18 protein-coding genes, 1 pseudogene and 1 riboswitch are annotated in these 21650 nt (G+C 73.8%); of the genes and pseudogenes, 7 read left to right on the forward strand and 12 right to left on the reverse strand.

Going from position 1 to position 21650, the window contains the following annotated elements; genetic code table 11:
* Positions 1 to 48: 48 nt before the first annotated feature.
* From EJG53_RS29115 to EJG53_RS29130, 4 genes are all read right to left on the reverse strand, one after another.
* Complete coding sequence (locus EJG53_RS29115; RefSeq protein WP_125047376.1) at positions 49 to 759, reverse strand: hypothetical protein; 711 nt, start codon at positions 757 to 759, stop codon at positions 49 to 51.
* Positions 756 to 1517 carry a DUF6114 domain-containing protein gene (locus EJG53_RS42830; protein WP_244955390.1) on the reverse strand — a complete coding sequence of 254 codons (762 nt, stop codon included), beginning with the start codon at positions 1515 to 1517 and terminating at the stop codon, positions 756 to 758. Before EJG53_RS42830 ends, EJG53_RS29115 begins: the two co-directional genes overlap by 4 nt.
* Positions 1508 to 2128 (reverse strand): DUF6230 family protein, encoded by a 621-nt coding sequence (locus EJG53_RS29125; RefSeq protein WP_125047377.1) that lies wholly within the window; start codon positions 2126 to 2128, stop codon positions 1508 to 1510. The genes EJG53_RS42830 and EJG53_RS29125 overlap by 10 nt, the downstream gene beginning before the upstream one ends.
* A gap of 280 nt (positions 2129 to 2408) precedes the next feature.
* Complete coding sequence (locus tag EJG53_RS29130) at positions 2409 to 3641, reverse strand: cytochrome P450 (RefSeq protein WP_125047378.1); 1233 nt, start codon at positions 3639 to 3641, stop codon at positions 2409 to 2411.
* A 317-nt stretch (positions 3642 to 3958) separates the two neighbouring features.
* Between EJG53_RS29130 and EJG53_RS29135 the strand changes: the two are divergent.
* Both EJG53_RS29135 and EJG53_RS29140 read left to right on the forward strand, forming a co-directional pair.
* Positions 3959 to 5127: pseudogene (locus tag EJG53_RS29135) on the forward strand (steroid 3-ketoacyl-CoA thiolase).
* A gap of 49 nt (positions 5128 to 5176) precedes the next feature.
* Positions 5177 to 5782 (forward strand): DinB family protein, encoded by a 606-nt coding sequence (locus tag EJG53_RS29140; protein ID WP_125047379.1) that lies wholly within the window; start codon positions 5177 to 5179, stop codon positions 5780 to 5782.
* A 46-nt stretch (positions 5783 to 5828) separates the two neighbouring features.
* Here EJG53_RS29140 and EJG53_RS29145 read toward each other — a convergent pair whose 3' ends face one another.
* From EJG53_RS29145 to EJG53_RS29180, 8 genes are all read right to left on the reverse strand, one after another.
* Positions 5829 to 6218 (reverse strand): RidA family protein, encoded by a 390-nt coding sequence (locus EJG53_RS29145; RefSeq protein ID WP_125047380.1) that lies wholly within the window; start codon positions 6216 to 6218, stop codon positions 5829 to 5831.
* 99 nt (positions 6219 to 6317) lie between these two features.
* The gene (locus tag EJG53_RS29150; RefSeq protein ID WP_125047381.1) at positions 6318 to 6764 is read right to left on the reverse strand and encodes an aggregation-promoting factor C-terminal-like domain-containing protein; all 447 of its coding nucleotides are present in this window, start codon (positions 6762 to 6764) and stop codon (positions 6318 to 6320) included.
* 316 nt (positions 6765 to 7080) lie between these two features.
* The gene (locus EJG53_RS29155; protein ID WP_125047382.1) at positions 7081 to 7992 is read right to left on the reverse strand and encodes an ECF transporter S component; all 912 of its coding nucleotides are present in this window, start codon (positions 7990 to 7992) and stop codon (positions 7081 to 7083) included.
* Positions 7989 to 9860 (reverse strand): ABC transporter ATP-binding protein, encoded by a 1872-nt coding sequence (locus EJG53_RS29160; protein WP_125047383.1) that lies wholly within the window; start codon positions 9858 to 9860, stop codon positions 7989 to 7991. The genes EJG53_RS29155 and EJG53_RS29160 overlap by 4 nt, the downstream gene beginning before the upstream one ends.
* Positions 9857 to 11080 (reverse strand): energy-coupling factor transporter transmembrane component T, encoded by a 1224-nt coding sequence (locus EJG53_RS29165; protein WP_244955689.1) that lies wholly within the window; start codon positions 11078 to 11080, stop codon positions 9857 to 9859. Before EJG53_RS29165 ends, EJG53_RS29160 begins: the two co-directional genes overlap by 4 nt.
* Positions 11077 to 11808 (reverse strand): EGFR-like transmembrane domain-containing protein, encoded by a 732-nt coding sequence (locus tag EJG53_RS44000; protein WP_125047385.1) that lies wholly within the window; start codon positions 11806 to 11808, stop codon positions 11077 to 11079. The genes EJG53_RS29165 and EJG53_RS44000 overlap by 4 nt, the downstream gene beginning before the upstream one ends.
* Positions 11808 to 13139: a prenyltransferase/squalene oxidase repeat-containing protein gene (locus tag EJG53_RS29175; RefSeq protein WP_125047386.1), complete on the reverse strand. Its 1332-nt coding sequence runs from the start codon at positions 13137 to 13139 to the stop codon at positions 11808 to 11810. Before EJG53_RS29175 ends, EJG53_RS44000 begins: the two co-directional genes overlap by 1 nt.
* 207 nt (positions 13140 to 13346) lie before the next feature.
* A riboswitch (cobalamin riboswitch) is annotated at positions 13347 to 13475 on the reverse strand.
* 64 nt (positions 13476 to 13539) lie between these two features.
* Complete coding sequence (locus tag EJG53_RS29180) at positions 13540 to 14613, reverse strand: MBL fold metallo-hydrolase (protein ID WP_125047387.1); 1074 nt, start codon at positions 14611 to 14613, stop codon at positions 13540 to 13542.
* Between the two features lie 196 nt (positions 14614 to 14809).
* Between EJG53_RS29180 and EJG53_RS29185 the strand changes: the two genes are divergently transcribed.
* The 5 genes from EJG53_RS29185 to EJG53_RS29205 all read left to right on the forward strand — a co-directional run bounded on the left by EJG53_RS29185 (position 14810) and on the right by EJG53_RS29205 (position 21438).
* The gene (locus EJG53_RS29185) at positions 14810 to 16261 is read left to right on the forward strand and encodes an aldehyde dehydrogenase (RefSeq protein ID WP_125047388.1); all 1452 of its coding nucleotides are present in this window, start codon (positions 14810 to 14812) and stop codon (positions 16259 to 16261) included.
* An 8-nt stretch (positions 16262 to 16269) separates the two neighbouring features.
* Positions 16270 to 16551, forward strand: coding sequence for a ferredoxin (locus EJG53_RS29190; RefSeq protein ID WP_125047389.1), 282 nt, complete (start codon positions 16270 to 16272; stop codon positions 16549 to 16551).
* 160 nt (positions 16552 to 16711) lie between these two features.
* Entirely contained in the window at positions 16712 to 19339 is a 2628-nt protein-coding gene (gene lanKC, locus EJG53_RS29195; RefSeq protein ID WP_125047390.1) for a class III lanthionine synthetase LanKC, read from the forward strand.
* 158 nt (positions 19340 to 19497) lie between these two features.
* Positions 19498 to 19614 carry a SapB/AmfS family lanthipeptide gene (locus EJG53_RS29200; RefSeq protein ID WP_063726143.1) on the forward strand — a complete coding sequence of 39 codons (117 nt, stop codon included), beginning with the start codon at positions 19498 to 19500 and terminating at the stop codon, positions 19612 to 19614.
* Between the two features lie 117 nt (positions 19615 to 19731).
* Positions 19732 to 21438: an ATP-binding cassette domain-containing protein gene (locus tag EJG53_RS29205; RefSeq protein WP_125047391.1), complete on the forward strand. Its 1707-nt coding sequence runs from the start codon at positions 19732 to 19734 to the stop codon at positions 21436 to 21438.
* Positions 21439 to 21650: the final 212 nt, after the last annotated feature.

Genomic DNA, 21650 nt, shown 5'->3' on the forward strand with positions numbered 1-21650 from the left:
GAGGGGGCGGCCGGCGGACGCCTCCCGGCCGTCAGCCGGAGCCGGCCGTCAGCCGGTGACGGTGATCTGCGACGCCGGGTCGGTGGTGTCGGCCACCTTGTACGTGGCGTTGAAGGTCGACGTCGTGGCGCTGGTCGGGCAGCCGAAGCCGCCGACGACCGTCACCGGCACCGAGGCGTTGGTGAAGGTGAGGGTGGACGGCGCGCCGTTCGCCCAGGCACCGGTCACCGTCGCCGCGCCGGTGGGGGCGGCCGTCACCGTACAACTGGCCAGACCGCTGGTCCTGAGGACGAAACCGCCGGTCGGGATGGTCAGCCCGGCGGTGCTCGGCGCGCCGTTCTGCATGGTGACGCCCCAGGCCCCGGACGTCTGGATGGTGGCGCTGACGCCCGGCATGCTGGTGGTGCACGAGGTGTAGCTGGGCGCCGAGATGCCGTTGCTGACCGGGCCGGAGGCGTTGGAGTTGGCCGGGGCCTGCGGGACCTGGCCGGTGGCGTTGGAGACGGTGCAGGTCACCGTCACCGAACCGGCCTTGAAGGTGGCCTTGCCGCTGAGGGTGGCGGCGTAGGAGTGCCCGGCCGGGGTGACGGTGGTCGCGCCGGGGATGACGGGCGCCCCGGTGGGCTGGGCGGTGGCCGAGCCGGTCAGGGCCAGGGTGAGGGACGCGGTCGCGAGGATGCCCGTACCGGCGGCGAGCAGGGCGCGCGGCCGCCGTGCGACGGAGTGGTGTGCGCGAGAGCGTGCGGGTCTGTGCGTCATCGCGGTTCTCCTTCTGCGAGCGGTGTTGGTGGGGCGACGCAGGTGCCTGCGAACACCTGCGGGTCAGGGGGGTGTGCGGGCCCGCCGTACGCGTGGGACGGGGCCCGGCGGCCCGGTGGGACCGTGGCGGACACCGTCGTACGGGTACGGAGGTGCGGTCTTACGGGGGCGAGGGCGGCGCCGTACGGGTACGGGGGCGCCGCCGTACCCGTACAGGGGCGTCGGAGTGCACGGACTACGCGGTCCTGCCGCGCGGCCCGGTCAGCTCTGCGGCTGGGTGCGGGACGGTGCGGACGGCTCGCTGCCGGACGGCCCGCATCCGCCTGCGGTCCCGCATCCGCCTGCGGTCCCGCATCCGCCTGCGGCCCCGGCTCGGGCTCCGGCAGCGGGCGTGGCTGCCAGGCGAAGATCATGCCGCCGCCGAGGATGCCGACGATCGTGCCGAACAGGAACCCGCCGAGGTTGGAGATCACCAGCGCGGCGGTGGCGACCAGGACGGTGAGGATGCCGGCCAGGCCCCGGTAGTACGGCGCGAACCATGCGGACAGGCCCATCAGGATCATCACCAGGCCCATCAGGACGGACGGGATCCCGGCGATGCCCTGCTGGAGCATGATCTTCAGCGGTGCCAGCGGGATGGCGCAGATCTCCGCACCGGCGACGACGGCCGCCAGCCCGCCCCAGAAGGGGCGGCCCTTGCGCCAGCGCCGCCAGGCCGTACGCCCGCGCCGCCAGGAGCCCTGCCCGGTCAGAAGCATTCCTTCTTGCCCTTGGAGATCTTCATGCTCAGGCCGGACAGCCGGAACGTCGCGGCGTTGGTGGCCCAGGCCGTCTGCTTGAGGTCGGTGATGTCGATGTCGTCGGCCTGCTGGGCGAACAGGTCCTGCATGCCCTGGGCGGTCGCCGGTCCCTTGTCGAGGGTGGAGGCGTCCCGGCCGATCTCGATGTTGTTGAAGTTTGCGTTGCCGGAGAGCTGGGTGGCGTCGACGAAGAGGTCGGTCGCCTTGACCGGCGTCTTGCCGCCGCCCGCGGTGAGGTTGAGCGAGATGTCGCCGATGACCGGCAGGGTGGTGACGACCGACTGGCACAGGTTGTGCAGGTCGGCCTTCTTGATGGCGGTCACGGCCACCGGCAGCAGTTCGCCGCGCGCGTTCTGGTCGACGCCGCCGTACTGGGCGAAGCCCTCGCCGTTGAGGGAGGAGGCGCTCACCTTGAACTGCTGTCCCGATACGGCGAACGAGGCCGCCAGCGCGCCGTTGGCCAGGGCGATGGCCAGTGCCGCTGTCCCGGCGAAGGCCGGGACGGACAGCACGGCGAACTTGCGCCAGCTCACCCGTCCCGTGACGTGTCTGCCGTGTGCGTCCTTCATGAGAGTGGTCCCCTTCGAAGTGCGGTGGATCGCGCAGCCGAGAGTTGTGGGGGGACGTGCTGGGCACCGGGCCAGGAAACGGCAAGCATGTGGCGATCAGGTGGAGGGTGTGAAGAACTGGCCGGTGTTACTGGCGAGTTGAATGTAAGTCTGCCAGTAGCCGTTGGCAAGGTTGAGGACCGAAGGAACCACAGGAGACGCAAAAGAGCCGCGGCGGCGCGTCGCCCGGCGGCACCGCCGTACCGCCCGGCTCCGCCGCGTCTTCGCGTACGCGCACGCCCTACGCGTACCGGACCCGCAGCTCCTTCACCCCGTTGAGCCAGGCCGACCGCAGCCGGCGCGGGTCGCCCGCGAGGGTGATGTCCGGCACGGTGTCGGCGATGGCCTGGAAGATCAGGTCGATCTCCAGGACGGCGAGCGACTTGCCGAGGCAGAAGTGCGGGCCGCCCCCGCCGAACCCCAGGTGGGGGTTGGGGTCGCGGGTGATGTCGAACGTCCCGGGGCTCTCGAAGACCTCCGGGTCGTGGTTGGCGGAGGCGTAGAAGAGGCCGACGCGCTGCCCCTTCCCGATCCGTACGCCGCCCAGGGTGGTGTCCTGGGTGGCGGTGCGCTGGAAGGAGACGACGGGCGTCGCCCAGCGCACGATCTCCTCGGCGGCGGTGCCGGGCCGTTCCCGTTTGTACAGCTCCCACTGGTCGGGGTGGGTCAGGAACGCGTGCATCCCGTGGGTGATCGCGTTGCGGGTCGTCTCGTTGCCCGCGACGGCCAGCAGGAGGACGAAGAACCCGAACTCGTCGGACGCGAGGTTGCCCTCGTCCTCCGCCGCGACCAGCCGGCTGACGATGTCCTGTGCCGGGCACTCCTTGCGGGCCGCGGCCAGGTTCATCGCGTACGAGATCAGCTCGGCCGCCGCGGTGCTGCCGACCTCCTCGGTGATGGCCAGCTCGGGGTCGTCGTACGCGATCATCTTGTTCGACCAGTCGAAGATCCGGGACCGGTCGTCCTGGGGGACGCCGATCAGCTCGGCGATGGCCTGGAGCGGCAGTTCGCAGGCGATGTCGGTGACGAAGTCGCCGGACTCCTTGCCGCGGGCCGCGGCGACGATGGTCCGCGCGCGGTCGCGCAGGGCCCCTTCGAGGGCGCGGATCGCGCGGGGCGTGAAGCCGCGCTGGACGATCTGCCGGACCCGGGTGTGCTCCGGCGGGTCCATGTTCAGCATGATCAGCTTCTGGACGTCGATCTTGTCGCGGGTCATGGCCGCGTTGAAGCGGATGATCGAGGTGTTCAGGCTCGCCGAGAAGACCTCCGGCCGGGTGGAGACCTCCCGGACGTCCTCGTGCCGGGTCACCACCCAGTAGCCGTCGTCGCCGAAGCCGGCGATGCCGTGCGGCTGGGCGTTCCACCATACGGGCGCGGTGCGCCGCAGCTCGGCGAACTCGGGCAGCGGCACGCGGCGGTGGTAGACGTCGGGGTCGGTGAAGTCGAACCCGTCGGGCAGCGCGGGGCATGGCATCTCGGCGACTCCAGCTCTGGTCCGGCCCGGTGCCGGTCGGGGGTCCTGGCGGCCCGCCGTCGTGCGGATGCCGACCGGCGGTCCTGACGGGCCGTCAGCTCATGGCGGTGAAGGTAGTAACGAGTTCTATAAGTGGCAAGGGGCGCGGGGCGTCAAGTGCCGTCCCCGCGCGGCCGTTCGAGGGGAAGGCCCGTGCAGCACCCTTGCGCCCCCGCCCGCGGCTCAAAGAGACTGGCCGGGGAACTAGAACGCGTACCAGTTCCGTCGTCGGGGGTGCCGGGACGTCCTGCGGGACGTGAGGAGAGGACGAGTCAGTCATGGCCGCGGAACCCGTCATCGTGGAAGCCGTACGCACCCCGATCGGCAAGCGCGGCGGCGCGCTCGCCAACCTCCACCCCGCCTACCTCCTCGGCGAGACCTACCGGGAACTGCTCGACCGCACCGGCATCCAGCCGGACTGCGTGGAACAGATCGTCGGCGGCACGGTCACCCACGCCGGCGAGCAGTCCATGAACCCGGCCCGCACCGCCTGGCTGACGATGGGCCTGCCGTACGAGACGGCCGCCACCACCGTGGACTGCCAGTGCGGCTCGTCCCAGCAGGCCAACCACATGGTCGCCAACATGGTCGCGGGCGGCGTCATCGACATCGGCATCGGGTGCGGCGTGGAGGCGATGTCCCGGGTGCCGCTGGGCAGCGGCTCCAAGCACGGCCCCGGCAAACCCTGGCCCGACGAGTGGAACGTGGACCTGCCCAACCAGTTCGAGGCGGCCGAACGCATCGCCCGCAACCGGGGGCTGACCCGCGAGGACGTCGACGCGCTCGGCCTGCGCTCGCAGGAGCGGGCCGCGGCGGCCTGGGCCGAGGAACGCTTCAAGCGCGAGACGTTCGCCGTGCAGGTGCCGACCACGGAGGACGAACAGGCCGCCGGGCAGGGCATGTGGCGGCTCGTGGACCGCGACGAAGGGCTGCGCGACACGAGCATGGAGGCGCTCGGCGGGCTCAAACCGGTCATGCCGACCGCCGTGCACACGGCGGGCAACTGCGCACAGATCTCGGACGGCGCGAGCGCGGTGATGTGGGCGTCCAAGCGGATGGCCCGCGCGCTCAAACTCAAGCCACGGGCCCGTATCGTCGCCCAGGCGCTGGTCGGCGCCGACCCCCACTACCACCTCGACGGGCCCATCGACGCGACGCGGGCCGTGCTGGGCAGGGCCGGGATGTCGCTCAAGGACATCGACCTGGTGGAGATCAACGAGGCGTTCGCGTCGGTCGTCCTGTCCTGGGCGCGGGTCTTCGACCAGGACCTGGAGAAGGTCAACGTGAACGGCGGCGCCATCGCCCTGGGCCACCCGGTCGGCGCCACGGGCGCCCGCCTGATCACCACGGCGCTGCACGAACTGGAGCGGACGGGCAAGGAGTTCGCGCTGGTCACGATGTGTGCGGGCGGGGGCTGGCGACGGGGACGATCCTTCAGCGGCTGTGAGGAGCGGAGGACAAGGGGCGTTGTCAGTGGTCCCTGTCACACTCGCCTCATGACCGAATCAGGGGTTGAGGCCGGGGTTGGATCAGGGGCTCGGGGCGTGTGGCCGCCGCCGGTGCCGCCGGGGAATTACGCACCGCTGTGGGCGGACGAGGGCGGCGCGCGGCAGCGCCCGCCGCTGGTGGGGGACGAGCGGGAGATCCTCACCAGCTATCTGGAGTGGCACCGCGCCACCTTCGAGCTGAAGTGCTCGGGGGTGCCCGCCGAGCGGCTCTCGGAGCGGACGGTGCCGCCGTCGAGCATGAGCCTGCACGGCCTGATGCGGCATCTCGCCGGGGTGGAGCGGTGGTGGTTCCACCTCCAGTTCGCGGGCGAACGGACCCCGATGCTCCACTACTCCGACGAGGACCCCGACCAGGATTTCGACGACCTGGCCGGCGACCCGGAGGAAGCCCTGGCCGTCTGGCGGGAGCAGTGCGAGCACTCCCGCCGCATCGTGGCCGGCGCGCCGTCCCTGGACGCGACGGGCATCCACGCGGCGTCGGGTGATCCGGTCTCGCTGCGCCGCATCATGGTCGACCTGATAGCGGAGTACGCCCGGCACAACGGCCATGCCGACCTGCTGCGCGAGCGAATGGACGGGGCGACCGGGCGCTGACCGGGACCGGGGCGCGCCCCGACGCCCTCGTCACCTCATCGCCTCGTCACGTCGTGACCCGCCGGGCGTACACCTCTATCTCGATCTTCATCCGGGGATCGGCGAGACCGCACACCATCATCGTGGCGGCCGGCCGGACCTCGCCGAAACAGCGCCGCAGGACCGGCCAGCAAGGCTCGAAGTCCGCGCGGTCGGGCAGGAGGTAGCGCACCCGCACCACGTCGGCGAAGCCGCACCCGGCCTCGGTCAGCGCGGCCTCGATGTTGCGCAGGCACTGCTCGGCCTGCTGCACCACGTCATCGGAGATCGTCATGGTCGTGTAGTCGAACCCGGTCGTCCCGGACACATGCACCCAGTCGCCGTCCACCACGGCACGGGCGTAGCCGATCTGCTCCTCGAAGGCCGAACCGCTGAGAACCGCACGTCGCTCTGTCATGCGCCGAACGCTAAGTGACCATCATCCGTACGTTCAACAGAAAGCGACCGACGCCGGTGGCGTCGGTCGCTTCAGGGGAGGCCGGCTGTCGCGGGCTGCTCAGTACCAGTTGTGGGACTGCCAGAACTTCCAGGCGTCGCAGGGGCTGCCGTAGGTGGAGTTCATGTAGTCCAGGCCCCACTTGATCTGGGTCTCCGGATTGGTCTTCCAGTCCGCGCCCGCGGAGGCCATCTTCGAGCCCGGCTGTGCCTGCACCAGGCCGTAGGCGCCGCTGGACGGGTTGGTGGCGGTCGGGTCCCAGCCGCTCTCGCGCTCGACGATGTTGCTGAAGCACTGGTACTGGGCCTGGTCCGGGATCAGCTTGTGCGCCGCGGCCTTGGCGTCGCTCGCGCTCGCGGAGGACGGTGCCTGCGCGGGGGCGGCGGCCTGGGCCGGCGTGGCGCCGAAGGCGACGGCCGAGGCGCCCAGGGCGACGGCGCCGGCGGCGACGACGGCCTTCTTGCGGGCGGCGAGACGGCTGGTGATCGTGGACGAGGTGACGCTCACGGGAGGGGAACCTTCCGACGGGTGCAAGGGGCGCCGCCGAGGCTGCGGCCAGGGGGGAAGAAGCACGCTGCGCTCGGCGACGACATCCACCCTGGGAAGTGGTCGGCGGGGTTGGCAATACCCGGACGTACTAGTGGATCTCGCACGCGAGGTGAAAGGTCCCACCCGTTCCGGCCCGCGGCGGAGCGGATCGACGGGAGGGGAGGGTCTACGAAAGGGGGTCGTACGGGGGCGGAAGTCCTGTGGGTGGGGTCACACGGGGGTGGGTGAGGGTAAGGGCCCATATTGGGCATTGGGCCTTACTGTCGGCCCTGGCTCAGAGTCCCTTCACCCCTTGCTGCTGCTCCGGCTTCGGGGGTGTCGGTTCCGGGCGGTCGAACGTCGCCGGGGCGTCGAAGGCCGCGCGGCGGGTGGCGCGGCGCAGGGCCTTGAGGAGGGTGGGGCCGAGGGTGAGGGTGAGGATCACCGTGACCGCGGCCCGGGGCAGGTCCCAGCCCAGCGAGGTCGCCAGGCAGTAGGCGACGAAGCGCGCCAGGTTCTCGGGCAGCGGGTCGCCCGGCACGAAGGAGACGCCGGTGGCCAGGCCGCCGATGTAGGGCCAGCCCTGGAGGTTCATGACCAGGCCGTACAGGACGGCGGAGACCCCGCCGTACACCGCGATCATGACGATTTCGCGGCGGCCGCGCAGCCGGTCCGGGCCCGGCAGCAGGCCCGCGCCCATCGCCACCCACCCCATCGACAGCATCTGGAACGGCAGCCACGGCCCCACCCCGCCGGTCAGCAGCGCGGAGGCGAACATCGACACCGAACCGAGCACGAACCCGAAGCCCGGCCCCAGTACCCGCCCGGACAGCACCATCAGGAAGAACATCGGCTCGATGCCGGCGGTGCCCGCGCCCAGCGGCCGCATCGCCGCGCCCGCGGCGGCCAGGACGCCGAGCATGGCGATGGCCTTCGCGTCGAGGCCGGGCGCGCCGCCCGTCGCCGAGGACGCCGAGGTGTCGGCGATCGTGGCCACGACGACGGCGAGCAGCAGCGGCAGCAGGGCCGCGAACAGCCACGGCGCGTCCTTGGAGTGCGCGAGGCCGGAGGCGGAGCCGGCCAGCAGGGGCCAGCCGAAGGCCATCACGCCGATGGCGGAGATCAGGACGAGCGCGGCAACGGCGCGCGGGCCCAGCCGTACCGCGCGTGCCTGCCGGTCCGGCGGAGCGGGGAGCGTACGGGTCATGCCGTGGCCTCCAGGGCGTGGGCGACCTGGGGCACGGTGAGCCACGGCAGCGGCGCCAGCACCTTGGAGACCTGCGGGGCGAAGGCGGGCGAGGAGACGACGACCTCGGCGGTCGGGCCGTCCGCGACGATCTCGCCGTCCGCGAGGATGACGACCCGGTGGGCCAGCTCGGCGGCCAGTTCGACGTCGTGGGTGGCCAGGACGATCGCGTGCCCCTCGGCGGCCAGCCCGCGCAGCAGCTCCACGAGACGGCCCTTGGCCGCGTAGTCCAGACCGCGGGTCGGCTCGTCGAGCAGGAGCAGCGGCGGCCGGGCGGTCAGGACGACGGCCAGCGCGAGGGCGAGCCGCTGGCCTTCGGAGAGGTCGCGCGGGTGGGTGCCGTCCTGTACGTCCGGGAGCAGCCGGGTGACCAGGCCGCGGCAGGTGCCGGGGGCGGCGTCCGCGTCGTGGTCGGCGGCGGCGCACTCGGCGGCGACGGTGTCCGCGTACAGGAGGTCGCGCGGCTCCTGCGGTACGAGGCCGACGTGCCGCAGCAGCGTGCGCGGTGCGGTGCGGTGCGGAGCCGCGCCGCCGACGCGCACCGAGCCGGCGGCGGGCTCGTGCATGCCGACGAGGGTGGTGAGCAGGGTGGACTTGCCCGCGCCGTTGCGGCCCATGAGGGCGATCGTCTCGCCGGCGCGGACGGTCAGGCCGACGCGGTGCAGGGCGTCGGTCCGGCCGCGCCGTACGGAGAGTCCGACGGTCTCGGCGGCGAGCGGGCCACCGGAGCCCTCGGACGCGGATGCGGACGCGGACCCGGATGCGGACGCCTGCCCGGACCCGGAACCGGACCCGGAACCGGACCCGGCCCCTGACGTCGCTCCGCCCCGGAGGCGGTCCTCGCGGCGGCGCCACCGCCCGAAGCGCTTACGGGCGGAGCCGGCGACCTCCGGGCCGGGGCCGGTGCCGGCACCGGTGTCGAGACCGGACGTCCCGGGACCGGCGCCCACCTCCGTCACTGCCTCCGTCACGGCCGCCGCCCCGGGAAGCCCTCCGTTTCCCCCCGGCTCCACCCCGGCCAGCCGCTCGCGCAGCGACGACGCCTTGCGGCGGGCGTCGCGTACCGAGAGCGGCAGCGGTGACCAGTGGGCGAGCCGGCCCAGGGCCACCACCGGCGGGTGGACGGGGGAGACGGCCATGATGTCGGCGGGCGCGCCGACGACCGGGGGCGCGCCGGGCGCGGGCAGCAGGATGACCTGGTCGGCGTACTGGACGACGCGCTCCAGCCGGTGCTCGGCCAGCAGGACCGTCGTCCCGAGGTCGTGCACCAGGCGTTGCAGCACGGCGAGCACCTCCTCGGCGGCGGCCGGGTCGAGGGCCGAGGTCGGCTCGTCCAGGACCAGCACCTTGGGGTGGGTGGTGAGCACCGAGCCGATGGCGACGCGCTGCTGCTGCCCGCCGGAGAGCGTGGTGATGGCGCGGTCGCGCAGGTCGGCGAGGCCGAGGAGGTCCAGGGTCTCCTCGACGCGGCGCCGCATGACGTCCGGGGCCAGGCCCAGCGACTCCATGCCGTACGCGAGTTCGTCCTCGACGGTGTCGGTGACGAAGTGGGCGAGCGGGTCCTGGCCGACGGTGCCGACCACGTCGGCCAGTTCGCGCGGCTTGTGGGTACGGGTGTCCCGGCCGGCCACGGTGACGCGGCCGCGCAGGGTGCCGCCGGTGAAGTGCGGCACGAGGCCGCAGACGGCGTTCAGCACGGTGGACTTGCCGACGCCGGAGGGGCCGACGAGCAGGCACAGTTCGCCTTCGGGCACGGTCAGGTCGATGCCCTGGACGGCGGGTTCCGCGGCGTCCCCGTAGGTGACCGACACCTGGTCGAAGCGGATCACTGAGGGGACTCCTTCGTGTGCGGCGCGCCCTGCGCCGGAGACTTCCTTACCCGTGCCCGCCCGGCACCCGGCTCTCCTGACCCCGACCCCGGCCCCGGCTCCGTCTCCACCTCGGCCCCCGCCGCCCGCTGCGGCAGCGGTGCGACGAACGCCGGGAGCAGCCCCACCAGGACACCGGCCGCGGGCCACAGCGGGAGGACGGGCGCGGTGAGCGGGACGGCGGGCGGGTGCAGGGCGGCCGGGTCGTAGGAGTTCGCCCAGATCGTCAGGGCGGCCACCGCGATGCCGGAGCCCGACACCAGCCAGGCGCGCACACCCCACCGGTCGGGCCGGTAGCGGCTGCGTACGGACCGGCGGCCGCCCAGCCACAGTCCGGCGAGGGCCGCGGCGAGCCCGGCGAGCAGCACCGGCAGGCCGTACGCGGCCCCGGTGTCGGCCAGCAGCCCGTACGTACCGGCGCAGACGCCGAGCAGGCCGCCGAGGGTGAGGGCGGTGGTGGTGTGCCGTACGGCGGGCGGCACCTGCGCCGTACGGCCGTAACCGCGCGCGTCCATCGCCGCCGCCAGCGACACCGAACGTTCCAGCGCGCCCTCCAGGACCGGCAGCCCGACCTGGAACAGCGCCTTGACGCCCCGGTCCGGGCGGCCGCGCAGCCGGCGCGCCGCCCGCAGCCGCTGTACGTCGGCGACGAGGTTGGGTGCGAAGGTCATCGCGACGACGACCGCGACGCCCGCCTCGTACAGGGCGCCCGGCAGGGACTTCAGCAGGCGTGCCGGGCTGGCGAGCGCGTTCGCGGCGCCGACGCAGATCAGCAGGGTGCCCAGCTTCAGCCCGTCGTAGAAGGCGAAGAGCATGCCCTCGGCGGTGACCCGGCCGCCGATGCGCACCCCGCGCGCCCACTCGGGCAGCGGCACTTCCGGCAGTGTCACCAGGGTGTGCGTGCCCGGGATGGGCGAGCCCAGGAAGAACGCGAAGACCAACCGGATGACGATCACCAGCAGGCCGAGTTTGAGGAACGCGCCGTACGAGCGGGCCCACGGCGCGTCCGTGCGGCGCGCCGCGACGACGTACCCGGCGACGCCGATCAGCAGGCCCAGCAGCAGCGGGTTGGTCGTCCGGGACGCCGCGGTGGCCAGGCCCAGCGCCCACAGCCACCAGGCGCCCGCGTGCAGCGCGGTGGAGCGGGTGGCGCGGGGGACGCCGAGGGCGCGGGCGCTCATCCGCGGCGGCGGCGAGCCTGCCACCCGGCCGCCGCGCCCAGGACGACCAGGACGGCGAGGCCACCGATCAGTCCGGCGGAGGGGCCGCCCGAAGCGTCGTCGTCCGCCTGCTTCCCGGCGGCGGACGCGCCGTCGGAAGCACCCGGGTCCGGCACGCCGGAGGCGGAAGCGGAACCGGAAGCAGCACCGGAAGCCTTGTCCGCGCACCCCGCCTTCGGATATCCGGCGATCGCGCACAGCAGCGCGTTCGCGTCGTACCGCAGCGGCTTGGCGACGGCCGCCAGCGCGTCACCGACCGTCCCGTCCTCGGGCAGCCGGGCGCACTCCGTACGGACCGGTGGCGGGTTCTCCCCGGCCGCCGCCTCCGCCTTCGTGCCGAAGTCGAGGACCAGGCCGACGCGCTTGGTGCCGTCCTGCGCGGGCGTCTGCCCGCAGATCGCGGCGAAGTCCGCGGCCCGGCGCGGCTTGCCGGCCGCCGCCGAGTCGGCGCTGACGGTGAAACGGAAGCCCGCCACGGCGCCGTCCCGGGGGCGGCTGGTGGCCGGCCCCTCGGTCGCGTACGACCAGCCGCCGTCCCCGGAGGCCGGGGCGCCGGCGGCGGGCCCGTCCCAGAAGGACCAGTAGCGGTACTCCTGCGCCTGGGCGGGCGCCGCGCCCAGGCCCGTGACCGTACCGGCCAGGGCCAGGGCGCCGAGGAGGCGGGCGGAGCGGGACCGCGGCAGGCGCATCAGACGTCGCTCTTCTTCCGGCGGCCGCTGAGCAGGAACCCGGCGCCGATGCTCGCCACGAACACGATGCCGAAGATCCACCACACGCCGGAGTTCTGGTCGTCCTGGTCCTGCGCGTCCTTCTCGGGCGCGGCGGACGGCGCGGAGCTGCCGGCCGGCTTGGGGCCGGTGGCGTTGAGCTGCGCGACCAGGTCGGCGCCGCCGAAGGAGCGCGGGTCGGCGCCCGCGGCGTGCGCGGCGAGCACCAGTTGCGCGTACGCGGCCGGGCCGGCCTCCTTGGCCCAGTTCGCGGAGTTCTTCTCCAGCCACTTCAGCGGCGCCTGCGCGGCGGCCCCGTGCGACCCGGCGGCGAGGGCCACCACGGCGTCGGCGGTGTTGCCGACGTCGGGCTGGTCCTCGGCGCCGGGCATCGCGGACTTCAGGTGCTGGCCGTTCGCGCCGAGCACCGCGGCCAGGTAGGCGGCGCCGCCCTCGGCGGCCTGCTTCGGGTCCCGCTTCGCGTCCTTGTCCGCCGCCCCGCCGTCACACTTCAGGGGCTTCACCGGCTCGTTGACGTCCTTGCCCGCCGGGTCGACCACGAAGCCGTCGCCCAGCCCGCCGAGCACGGCGGCGGCCGTGGCGTCCGCGTTCGGGGCCAGCTTGCCGTCCTTGGGCTGGAAGGCGAACGCGCCGCGTTCCCCTTCCTTCGCGTCGCAGCCGAGCTGGAAGGTGACCAGCGCGTCGTACGGGGACTTGCCGCCCTTCCGCACGGACTCCGGCTTCTCACCCGCCGCCTTGAGCGCGCCGATCACCACGGAGGTGGAGTTGGCGTCACTGGGCGAGCCGCCCGTCGAGGGCCAGCCGCCGTCGTCGTTCTGTACCGACTTCAGCCACTTCACGGCCTTCTGTACGGCGTCGTCGTGCCCGCCGAGCGCGGCCAGCGCCTGTACCGCGGCGCTCGTCTGGTTGGTGTCCCGCATGGTCTTGTCGTCGCACGCCTTGGCCGGGTCGGCGCGGTAGGCGCTGAAGGCGCCGTCGGAGCACTGCTGCCCGGCGAGCCAGTCGACGCCCGTCACCGACGGACGCACCCCGACGGTGCGCTGTGCGAGGAGGGCGAGCGACTGCCGCCACACGCCGTCGTACTGCGGGTCCTTGGTGCCGTACAGCCCGTCGGGCAGCTTCGACGCCTGCGCGGCCGGCGCGGGGGAGTCGGCGGCCGCCACGGGGGTACCGGCCGCGCACAGCACGGCGGCGCCGGCCAGCGCCGCGGCGGCGCGGCGCGCCAGGGCGGCGAAGGTGGGGGCCGTGGAAGCCCTGGGAGCCAGGGGAGCCTGGGAAGCCGTGGTGGCCATCGGGTCGGTGCCTCTCGGGTCAGGTCGCTGCGGTGGGTCCGCGGTGGGCCGGTGGTGGGTGCTGCGGTGGGTGCGCAGCCGCACTCGGACGCCCCGCCGCCCGCCGGTCGACGACCGGCCGCGGTGGCACCGGGCTCAGCTCCGCATACCTCGACGGTGCCGCGCGCCGGGCGTCCGCGCGAGGAGGCGCGGCCTTCCGGCGGCGGGAGCCTTGGTCGTGCCCCAGCGGGTGCTCCGGCTCGGCGGGCGCACGGCGGCCGTACGTCCCGGATCACGGTTGCGGGTCAGCGCCGGATTTCCACCGGCTTCCCCCGATCGGGCACAGGATGAAATTGTCTCGCACACCTTAACCGGCGGGCCGGGCGAGCCCCGGGTACGGGCTGCCCGGCAGACGCCCGCCTCACACCGCCCGGTACGTCACCGGCTCCGGCCCCGGCACCGCCTCCGCCAGCCCCAGCCGCACCAGCCGCCGCAGATGCGCCTCCGCCTCCGCGACCGCGATGGTGCGCGACGCGTACGGGATGCGCTCCCACGGCCGGTTCCACTCCATGGCCTCGGCGAGCTGCCACGGAGTGCGCGGTACGGCGAGCAGCGCGCGCAGCCCGGCCAGCCGCTCCTCGTGGTGGGCGAGCAGTTCACGGACCCGGTCGGCCGCGTCCGTGAACGCGTGCTGATGGGCGGGGAGCACCTCGGCGGGCGCGAGCCGGGCGACGCGTTCCAGGGAGGCCAGGTAGTCGCCGAGGGGGTCGCCGGGTGTCGCGTCGTCCGGGTCCTCGTAGAGCCCGATGTGCGGACTGATGCCCGGCAGCAGGTGGTCGCCGGAGAAGAGCCGGCCGTGGCCCGGCCGCCGGGCCGGGTGCTCCTCCTCCAGGTGCAGGCACACATGGCCGGGGGTGTGGCCGGGCGTCCAGACGGCGCGCAGCCGGCGGCCGGGCAGGTCGAGGAGTGCGCCGGGCGCGATCTCGCGGTCGGGCAGCGCCGCCCGCTGCCCGGGGAGGTCACGCACCGGCCCCTTGGCGCGCACCCGACGCAGGGGCGCCAGGTGGCTGTCGGGCGCGCCGGCCGCGGCCAGCTTGGCGATCAGGTGGTCCAGCCACCGGCCGGGTTCGGCCTCCCGGGTACGGCGTACGACGGCGGCGTCCGCCGCGTGCATCGCGATCCACGCGCCGGACGCCTCCCGTACGCGGGCGGAGAGGCCGTGGTGGTCGGGATGGTGGTGCGTGATGAGGACCCCGTGCAGGTCGGTGACGTCGAAGCCGCAGGCGGTGATCCCGGCGGTCAGGGTGTCCCAGGCGTCCGGGTCGTCCCACCCGGTGTCCACGAGGACGGGGCCGCGGCCGGTCTCCAGGAGGTGGACGAGGGTGTGGCCGAGCGGATTGTCCGGGATGGGGACGGCGATCGACCACACGCCGCCCCGGTGGTCGGTCACCCGGGGTCCGGCCGCCGCCGTCCCGGTCCGGGCCGCTGCCGTCATCCGCCGCACCTCCGCGTCCGCGCGGACGTGCCGCGCCCCCGTACCGAGCACCGTACCGAGCCCTCCGTGCCGGAGCCCGTGCCGAGCATTGCCCAGCATAACTAGAACTGGTATCAGTCCTGATGCAGCGTCAGAAACTCTCCGCGCCAGCCCGGTTCGCCACTACATCCCGTCCGACCCCCAGGAGGCGGCAGCCATGAGCGCACTCGTCGAGTACGAACAGCTCTACATCGGCGGCGAGTTCACCGACCCGGCCGGCGGTGGCACCATCGAGGTGGTCTCGCCGCACACCGAGCAGGTCATCGGCCGGGTGCCGCACGCCTCGCGGACCGATGTGGACCGGGCCGTCTCCGCGGCCCGCGCCTCCTTCGACTCCGGGGAGTGGGCGCGGACGCCGCTCGCGGAGCGGATCGCGGTGGTCACGCGCGTCAAGGACGCCTTCGCCGTGCGCAGCGAGGAGATCGCCAGGGTCATCAGCGCGGAGAACGGCACCCCGTACACCTCCAGCGTGATGGTGCAGGCGCTGGCCGCGATGATGGCGTGGGACGCGGCGATCACCGTCGCCCGGGACTTCCCGTTCGAGGAGCGCCGGGCCGGTGTGCTCGGGCCGCTGCTGGTGCGGCGTGAGCCGGTGGGGGTGGTGGCGGCCGTGGTGCCGTGGAACGTGCCGCAGTTCACCGCGGCGGCCAAGCTGGCGCCGGCGCTGCTGGCCGGCTGTTCGGTGGTCCTCAAGGTGTCGCCCGAGACGCCGCTGGACGCCTATCTGCTGGCGGACATCGTGAGCGAGGCCGGGCTGCCGCCGGGCGTGCTGTCCATCCTTCCGGCGGACCGGGAGGTGAGCGAGTACCTGGTCGGGCACCCGGACGTGGACAAGGTGGCGTTCACCGGGTCGGTCGCCGCGGGCCGGCGCGTCATGGAGGTCGCGGCGCGCCATCTGACGCGGGTGACGCTGGAGCTGGGCGGCAAGTCGGCCGCCGTCATCCTGCCGGACGCCGACCTGGACGCCGCGGTGGCGGGCATCGCGCCGTTCGCGTGGCTGGTCAACGGGCAGGCGTGCGTCGGGCAGACGCGGATCCTCGCGCCGCGCGAGCGCTACGCCGAGATCGCCGAGCGGTTCACCGCCGCCGCGTCCGCCCTGCGCGTGGGCGACCCGCTGGACCCGGCGACCGAGATCGGGCCGCTGGTCGCCCGGCGCCAGCAGCAGCGGTCGCTGGACTACATCGCCCTCGGGCAGCGCGAGGGCGCCAAGATCCTGACCGGCGGCGGGCGGCCGGAGGCGATGGAGACCGGCTGGTACGTGGAGCCGACCCTGTTCGGCGAGGTGTCCAACTCCATGCGCATCGCCCGCGAGGAGATCTTCGGCCCGGTGATCTGCCTGCTGCCGTACGAGGACGAGGCCGAGGCGGTCCGGATCGCCAACGACTCCGAGTACGGGCTGTCCGGCTCGGTGTGGACCGCGGACACCGAGCGCGGCATCGACGTCGCCCGGCGGGTGCGGACCGGTACGTACTCCGTGAACACCTTCAGCATCGACATGCTGGGTCCGTTCGGCGGATACAAGAACTCCGGTATCGGGCGGGAGTTCGGGCCCGAGGGCTTCGGCGAGTACCTGGAGCACAAGATGATCCATCTGCCGGCGGAGGGGTGAGGGACGGTATGAGCGGTACGGACGGCAAGGGCGGGAAGGGCGCGGAGGGCGGGCCGGAGGGGCCCCGCTGGCACGTCGAGGTCGACCGGGGCGTCTGCATCGGCTCCGGCCTGTGCGCGGCCACCGCCCCCGGCGGCTTCGAGCTGGACGCGGCCCGCCAGTCGCACCCCGTACGGCCCGAGTGCGACGCGTCCGACGACGTGCTGGCGGCGGCCGAGGGCTGCCCCGTCGAAGCGATCACCGTGACGCTCGCCGCCACGGGGGAGGCCGTCTTCCCGCCCGACGAGTGAGCGGACCCGCGTGCGGGCGGTACGGGTGCGAGCCCCGCGCCCACCGGGACGTACCGTCAGTAACCCGTGAACTTCTCACGGTGACCTCGTGACATCTGCGACTGTTAACGCTCCCCGGCGGCGTGGAAATCTCTGTGCCACGCCGCCGAGGGGGGAGACGATGGACAAGCGGTACGAGGTTTACTGTCTCGCCGACAGATTCTTCTACGAGACCCCGGACCGTCTGTCCGCAGGGAACGGAGCCGCGTCGGGCCACGGACCCCTGTACGAAGCGGCGCAGCGCGCAGTCCCCGAAGGGTGGCGGTGTTTCCTCTCCGGGGACTGGCTCCACGTGAACCCGGTCGACGCCGAAGGACAGCCGCGTCCCGGACTGCCCCCGCAGGGCTGGAAGATCCACGTCTCGGCCTGTACCGACAACGCGGAGAAGCTGGCGTCCCAGGTGTGGGACTACTGCGTCGCCCGGCTGATCCCGTTCAAGTTCGTCCCCGGGCCGCGCCCGCTGCACCTGCGCAACTCCAAGTACGCCGACCGGGGCGGGAGCGGCAAGTTCGCCACCATCTATCCGTCGGACGAGCGGCAACTGCACACCGTCCTGCGGGAGCTGGGCGCGCTGCTGGCCGGTGAGCCGGGCCCGTACATCCTCAGCGACCTGCGCTGGCAGGACGGGCCGCTCTACGTGCGGTACGGCGGCTTCACCCGGCGCTACTGCGTCGACGAGCACGGCAACCTGGTCGGCGCGATCGAGAACGCCGACGGCAAGCTGGTCCCCGACCGGCGCGAGCCGAAATTCCACGTACCGGAGTGGATCGAGTTGCCGGACTTCCTCGCCCCGCAGCTCGCCGCCCGCAACTCCACCACCGTCACCGACCTGCCGTACCGGATCGAGTCCGCGCTGCACTTCTCCAACGGCGGCGGCGTCTACCTCGGCCGCGACCGGCGCACCGGCGACAAGGTGGTGCTCAAGGAGGCCCGGCCGCACGCCGGACTGGCCGCCGACCGGGCCGACGCCGTCACCCGCCTGGAGCGCGAACGGGCCGCCCTGGAGAAGCTGTCCGGGCTGGGCGTCGCGCCGGAGGTCCGTGACTGGTTCACCCTGGACGACCACCGCTTCCTGGTCATGGACTTCCTGGAGGGGCGCACCCTCAACGCGTTCTTCGCCGAACGGCACCCGCTGATGGGGCCCGCGCCGGAGCCGGCCGCGCTGGCCGACTACACGCGGTGGGCGCTGGGCATTCACGCGGCGGTCGAGGACGTGGTGGCCGCCGTGCACCGCCGCGGTGTCGTCTTCAACGACCTGCACATGTTCAACATCATGGTCGCGCCCGACGAGAGCGGCGTGAAACTCCTGGACTTCGAGGCGGCCGCGGACGTCGGCGAGGCACAGCGGCAGACGCTGGCCCACCCGGGCTTCATCGCCCCGGCCGACCGCACCGGCTTCGAGGTGGACCGGTACGCGCTCGCCTGCCTGCGGCTCGCGCTGTTCCTGCCGATGACCACACTGCTGGTGATCGACCGGGACAAGGCCGCGCACCTCGCCGAGATCGTGGCGCACGAATTCCCCGACGTACCGGCGGAGTTCCTGGCCGAGGCGGTGGAGGTCATCCAGGGGACACCGGGGACCGCCGGGGCCCCGGCCACGGTCCCGCCCGCGAAACGCCGTACCGCCCCCGCGCCCTACCTCCCCGCCGAGCCCGCCGACTGGCCGCACAGCCGCGACGCGATGGTCGCCGGCATCCTGGCCTCCGCCACCCCCGAACGCACCGACCGGCTCTTCCCCGGCGACATCGCCCAGTTCACGGACGGCGGCGGGCTGGGGATCGCGTACGGCGCCGCCGGCGTCCTGTACGCGCTCGCCGAGACCGGTGCCGGGAGGTACGGGGAAGGCGAGGAGTGGTTGTTGCGGCAGACCGCCCCGCCTCCTCCCGGCACCTCGCTGGGCTTCTACGACGGGCTGTCCGGCGTCGCCTGCGTGCTGGACCGGCTGGGCCACCCCGAGCGGGCCATGGAGCTGATGGAGCGGGTCCTCGCCGAGAAGTGGCACCGCCTCGCCCCCGACCTGCACGGCGGCCTGGCCGGCGTCGGCCTGGCCCTCGACCACCTCGCCCGCACCCGGGGCGAACGGGAGCTGCGCGACCGGGCCCTGGAGGCCGCCGGGCACACCGCCGACCGGCTGGACGCCTGCGGAAAGCGGGCCGGACTGCTGCGCGGCGCCGCCGGACCCGCGCTGCTGTTCCTGCGGCTGTACGAGACCACCGGCGACGCGGGTCTGCTCGACCTCGCGGCCGAGGCGCTCCGGCGCGACCTGGCACGCTGCGTACGCAACAAGAACGGCACCCTGGTCGTCGACGAGGGCTGGCGGACGCTGCCGTACCTCGGCGCCGGCAGTGTCGGCATCGCGGCGGTGCTGGACGACTACCTGGCGCACCGCGCGGACGAGGAGTTCCAGGAGGCGCGGACCGCGATCCTGCCCGCCGCCCGGTCCCGCTTCTACGCGCAGCCCGGCCTCTTCCGCGGCCGCGCGGGCTGCGTCCTGCACCTGGCCCGTACGACCACCCCGGGCGCCGACCTGGACGGTGAGCTGGCGGCCCAGATCTCCTACCTGGGCTGGTACGCCATGCCCTACCAGAAGCACCTCGCCTTCCCCGGCGACCAGATGATGCGCCTGTCGATGGACCTGGCGACCGGTACGGCGGGCTGCCTGCTGGCCCTCGGTGCCGCGCTGCACGACCGGCCCGTCCAGTTGCCCTTCCTCCCGCCGCCGCCCTCCGCGGAGGTCCGGCGGCCCTAGAGCCGGCCCCGGCCGCCGTGCCGGAGCCGTACCCCCGGGTGTCACGGGGAGACCCGCCACCCGGAACCGCAGCAACACCCGCAACACAGCACCATCCAGCAACACAGCAGTACAGCAACACCAGTACAACTACGTCCCCATAGTGAGAGGAAAGTGTCATGGCGCTTCTCGACCTCCAGGCGATGGACGCTCCCGAGCACGGCGGCGGCGGTGGCGGCAGCGAGGCCAGCCTGCTGCTCTGCTGGAGCGAGGCCAGCATCGTCCTGTGTCTCTGACCTGACCGGTCGGAACCGCTGCCGGAATGCCTGAACCGGTAGCACAGATCCGGGACTTGTGATCCGGACGTGCGTGCGGCCCCTGCGCGGGCCGCACGCACACCCCGTCGAGAGGCTGTGACCGTGACCCCCGCCGACCGGCTGCTGGCCGGCGCCCTTCGCCACAGTGCCCTGCGCGCCACCGCGCTCCTGCTGCTCACCGCCGCATCGGCCGCCCTCGGCCTGGCGCTGCCCGCCGCCCTGGGGCACACCCTCGACCTGCTGCTCGACCACCGGCCCGCGGCCGGCTGGCTCACCCTCTGTGCGGCCCTGACCTGCCTGATCGTCCTGCTGGACGCCCTGGACGGGCTGCTCACCGGCACCACCGACGCCCGCGGCACCGCCTGGATACGGCGGCGCCTGACCCACCATCTGCTCGCCGCCGGACCGCGCGCCACCGAGCGGTACGGGACCGGCGACCTGGTCACCCGCGTCGTCGGCAACGCCACGCACGCCGGTACCGCGCCCACCGCCCTCGCCGCCTCCGTCGCCGCCGTGCTCACCCCGGTCGGCGCGCTGGCCGCCCTCGCGCTGGTGGACGTGTGGACCGCCGTCGCCTTCCTGCTGGGCATGCCCCTGCTGGCCCTCCTGCTGCGGACGTTCGCACGCGACACCGGCGACTGCGTCGGGCGGTACCAGGAGAGCCAGGGCGACATGGCCGGACGCCTGGTCGAAGCGGTCGGCGGCGCCCGTACCATCGCCGCCGCCGGAACCCGGCGCCGCGAGGCCGCCCGCATCCTCGCCCCGCTGCCCGGCCTGTCCGAGCACGGACACCGCATGTGGCACGTCCTGGGACGGTCCACGGCCCAGGCCGCCATGCTCGTACCGCTGCTCCAGATCGCCGTGCTGTGCGTGGCGGGCGTCCGGCTGTCGCAGGGCGCGCTGACCGTCGGCGCGCTGCTCGCCGCTTCCCGGTACGCGGCGCTGGCCACCGGCGTCGGCCAGATCGTCGGCCGGCTGAACAGCCTGGTGCACGCCCGCGCCGCCGCCCGGCGCATCGCGGAGGCCCTGGAGGTGCCCGCGCTGCCCTACGGGAGGCGGCAGCTCGGCGCGGGCGACGGGACGCTGAAGCTGCACGGCGTGACCGTGCGGCGCGGTGACCGTGCCGTGCTGCGCGGCCTGGACCTCACCGTGCCCGGCGGCACCTCGCTCGCCGTCGTCGGCCGCTCCGGCACCGGCAAGTCCGTGCTGGCCGCCGTCGCCGGACGGCTGGCCGACCCCGACTCCGGCATGATCACCCTCGACGACGTACCGCTGCGCGACCTGTCGCACGACGCGCTGCGCCGCGCGGTCGGCTACGCCTTCGAACGCCCGGCGCTCCTCGGCGCCACCCTCCGCGACACGCTGACGCTCGGCTCGTACGCCCCCGGGCGCGAGGAGGTGGAGGCCGCCGCCGAAGCCGCCTGCGCCGCGCCCTTCATCCACCGGCTGCCGGACGGCTACGCGACCCCGTGCGCGGACGCCCCGCTCTCCGGCGGCGAGCTGCAACGCCTCGGCCTGGCCCGCGCCTTCGCCCACGCCGAGCGGCTGCTCGTCCTCGACGACGCCACCTCCAGCCTGGACACCGTCACCGAACTGAACGTCACCCACGCCCTGCTGCACGACGTCAAGGCCGCCACCCGGATCGTCATCGCGCACCGCGCCGCCACCGCCGCCCGCGCCGACCTGGTGGCCTGGCTCGACGACGGGCGGATTCGCGCCCTTGCGCCGCACGCCGAACTGTGGGACCTGCCCGCGTACCGGGCGCTGTTCGCCACGGCCCCGAAGGAGACCGCGCATGTCTGAGGCCCAGCGGCACAGGGTCGTCCCGGGGCCCCGCTGCGGCGGTCCGGACTGCGCTTCCTCAAGCGGCGGCGTACGGTCCTGGCCCGGCTCGCGGGCTGGTCGCTGGTCGAGTCCGGGCAGACGTTCCTGTTCGGCTTCGCGCTCGCGCACGCCCTCGACGACGGGTTCCTGCGCGGCAGCCCCGTCGTCGGCGCCGCCTGGCTGGCCGCAGC

Source organism: Streptomyces chrestomyceticus JCM 4735 (assembly GCF_003865135.1).
GTDB classification, from domain to species: domain Bacteria; phylum Actinomycetota; class Actinomycetes; order Streptomycetales; family Streptomycetaceae; genus Streptomyces; species Streptomyces chrestomyceticus.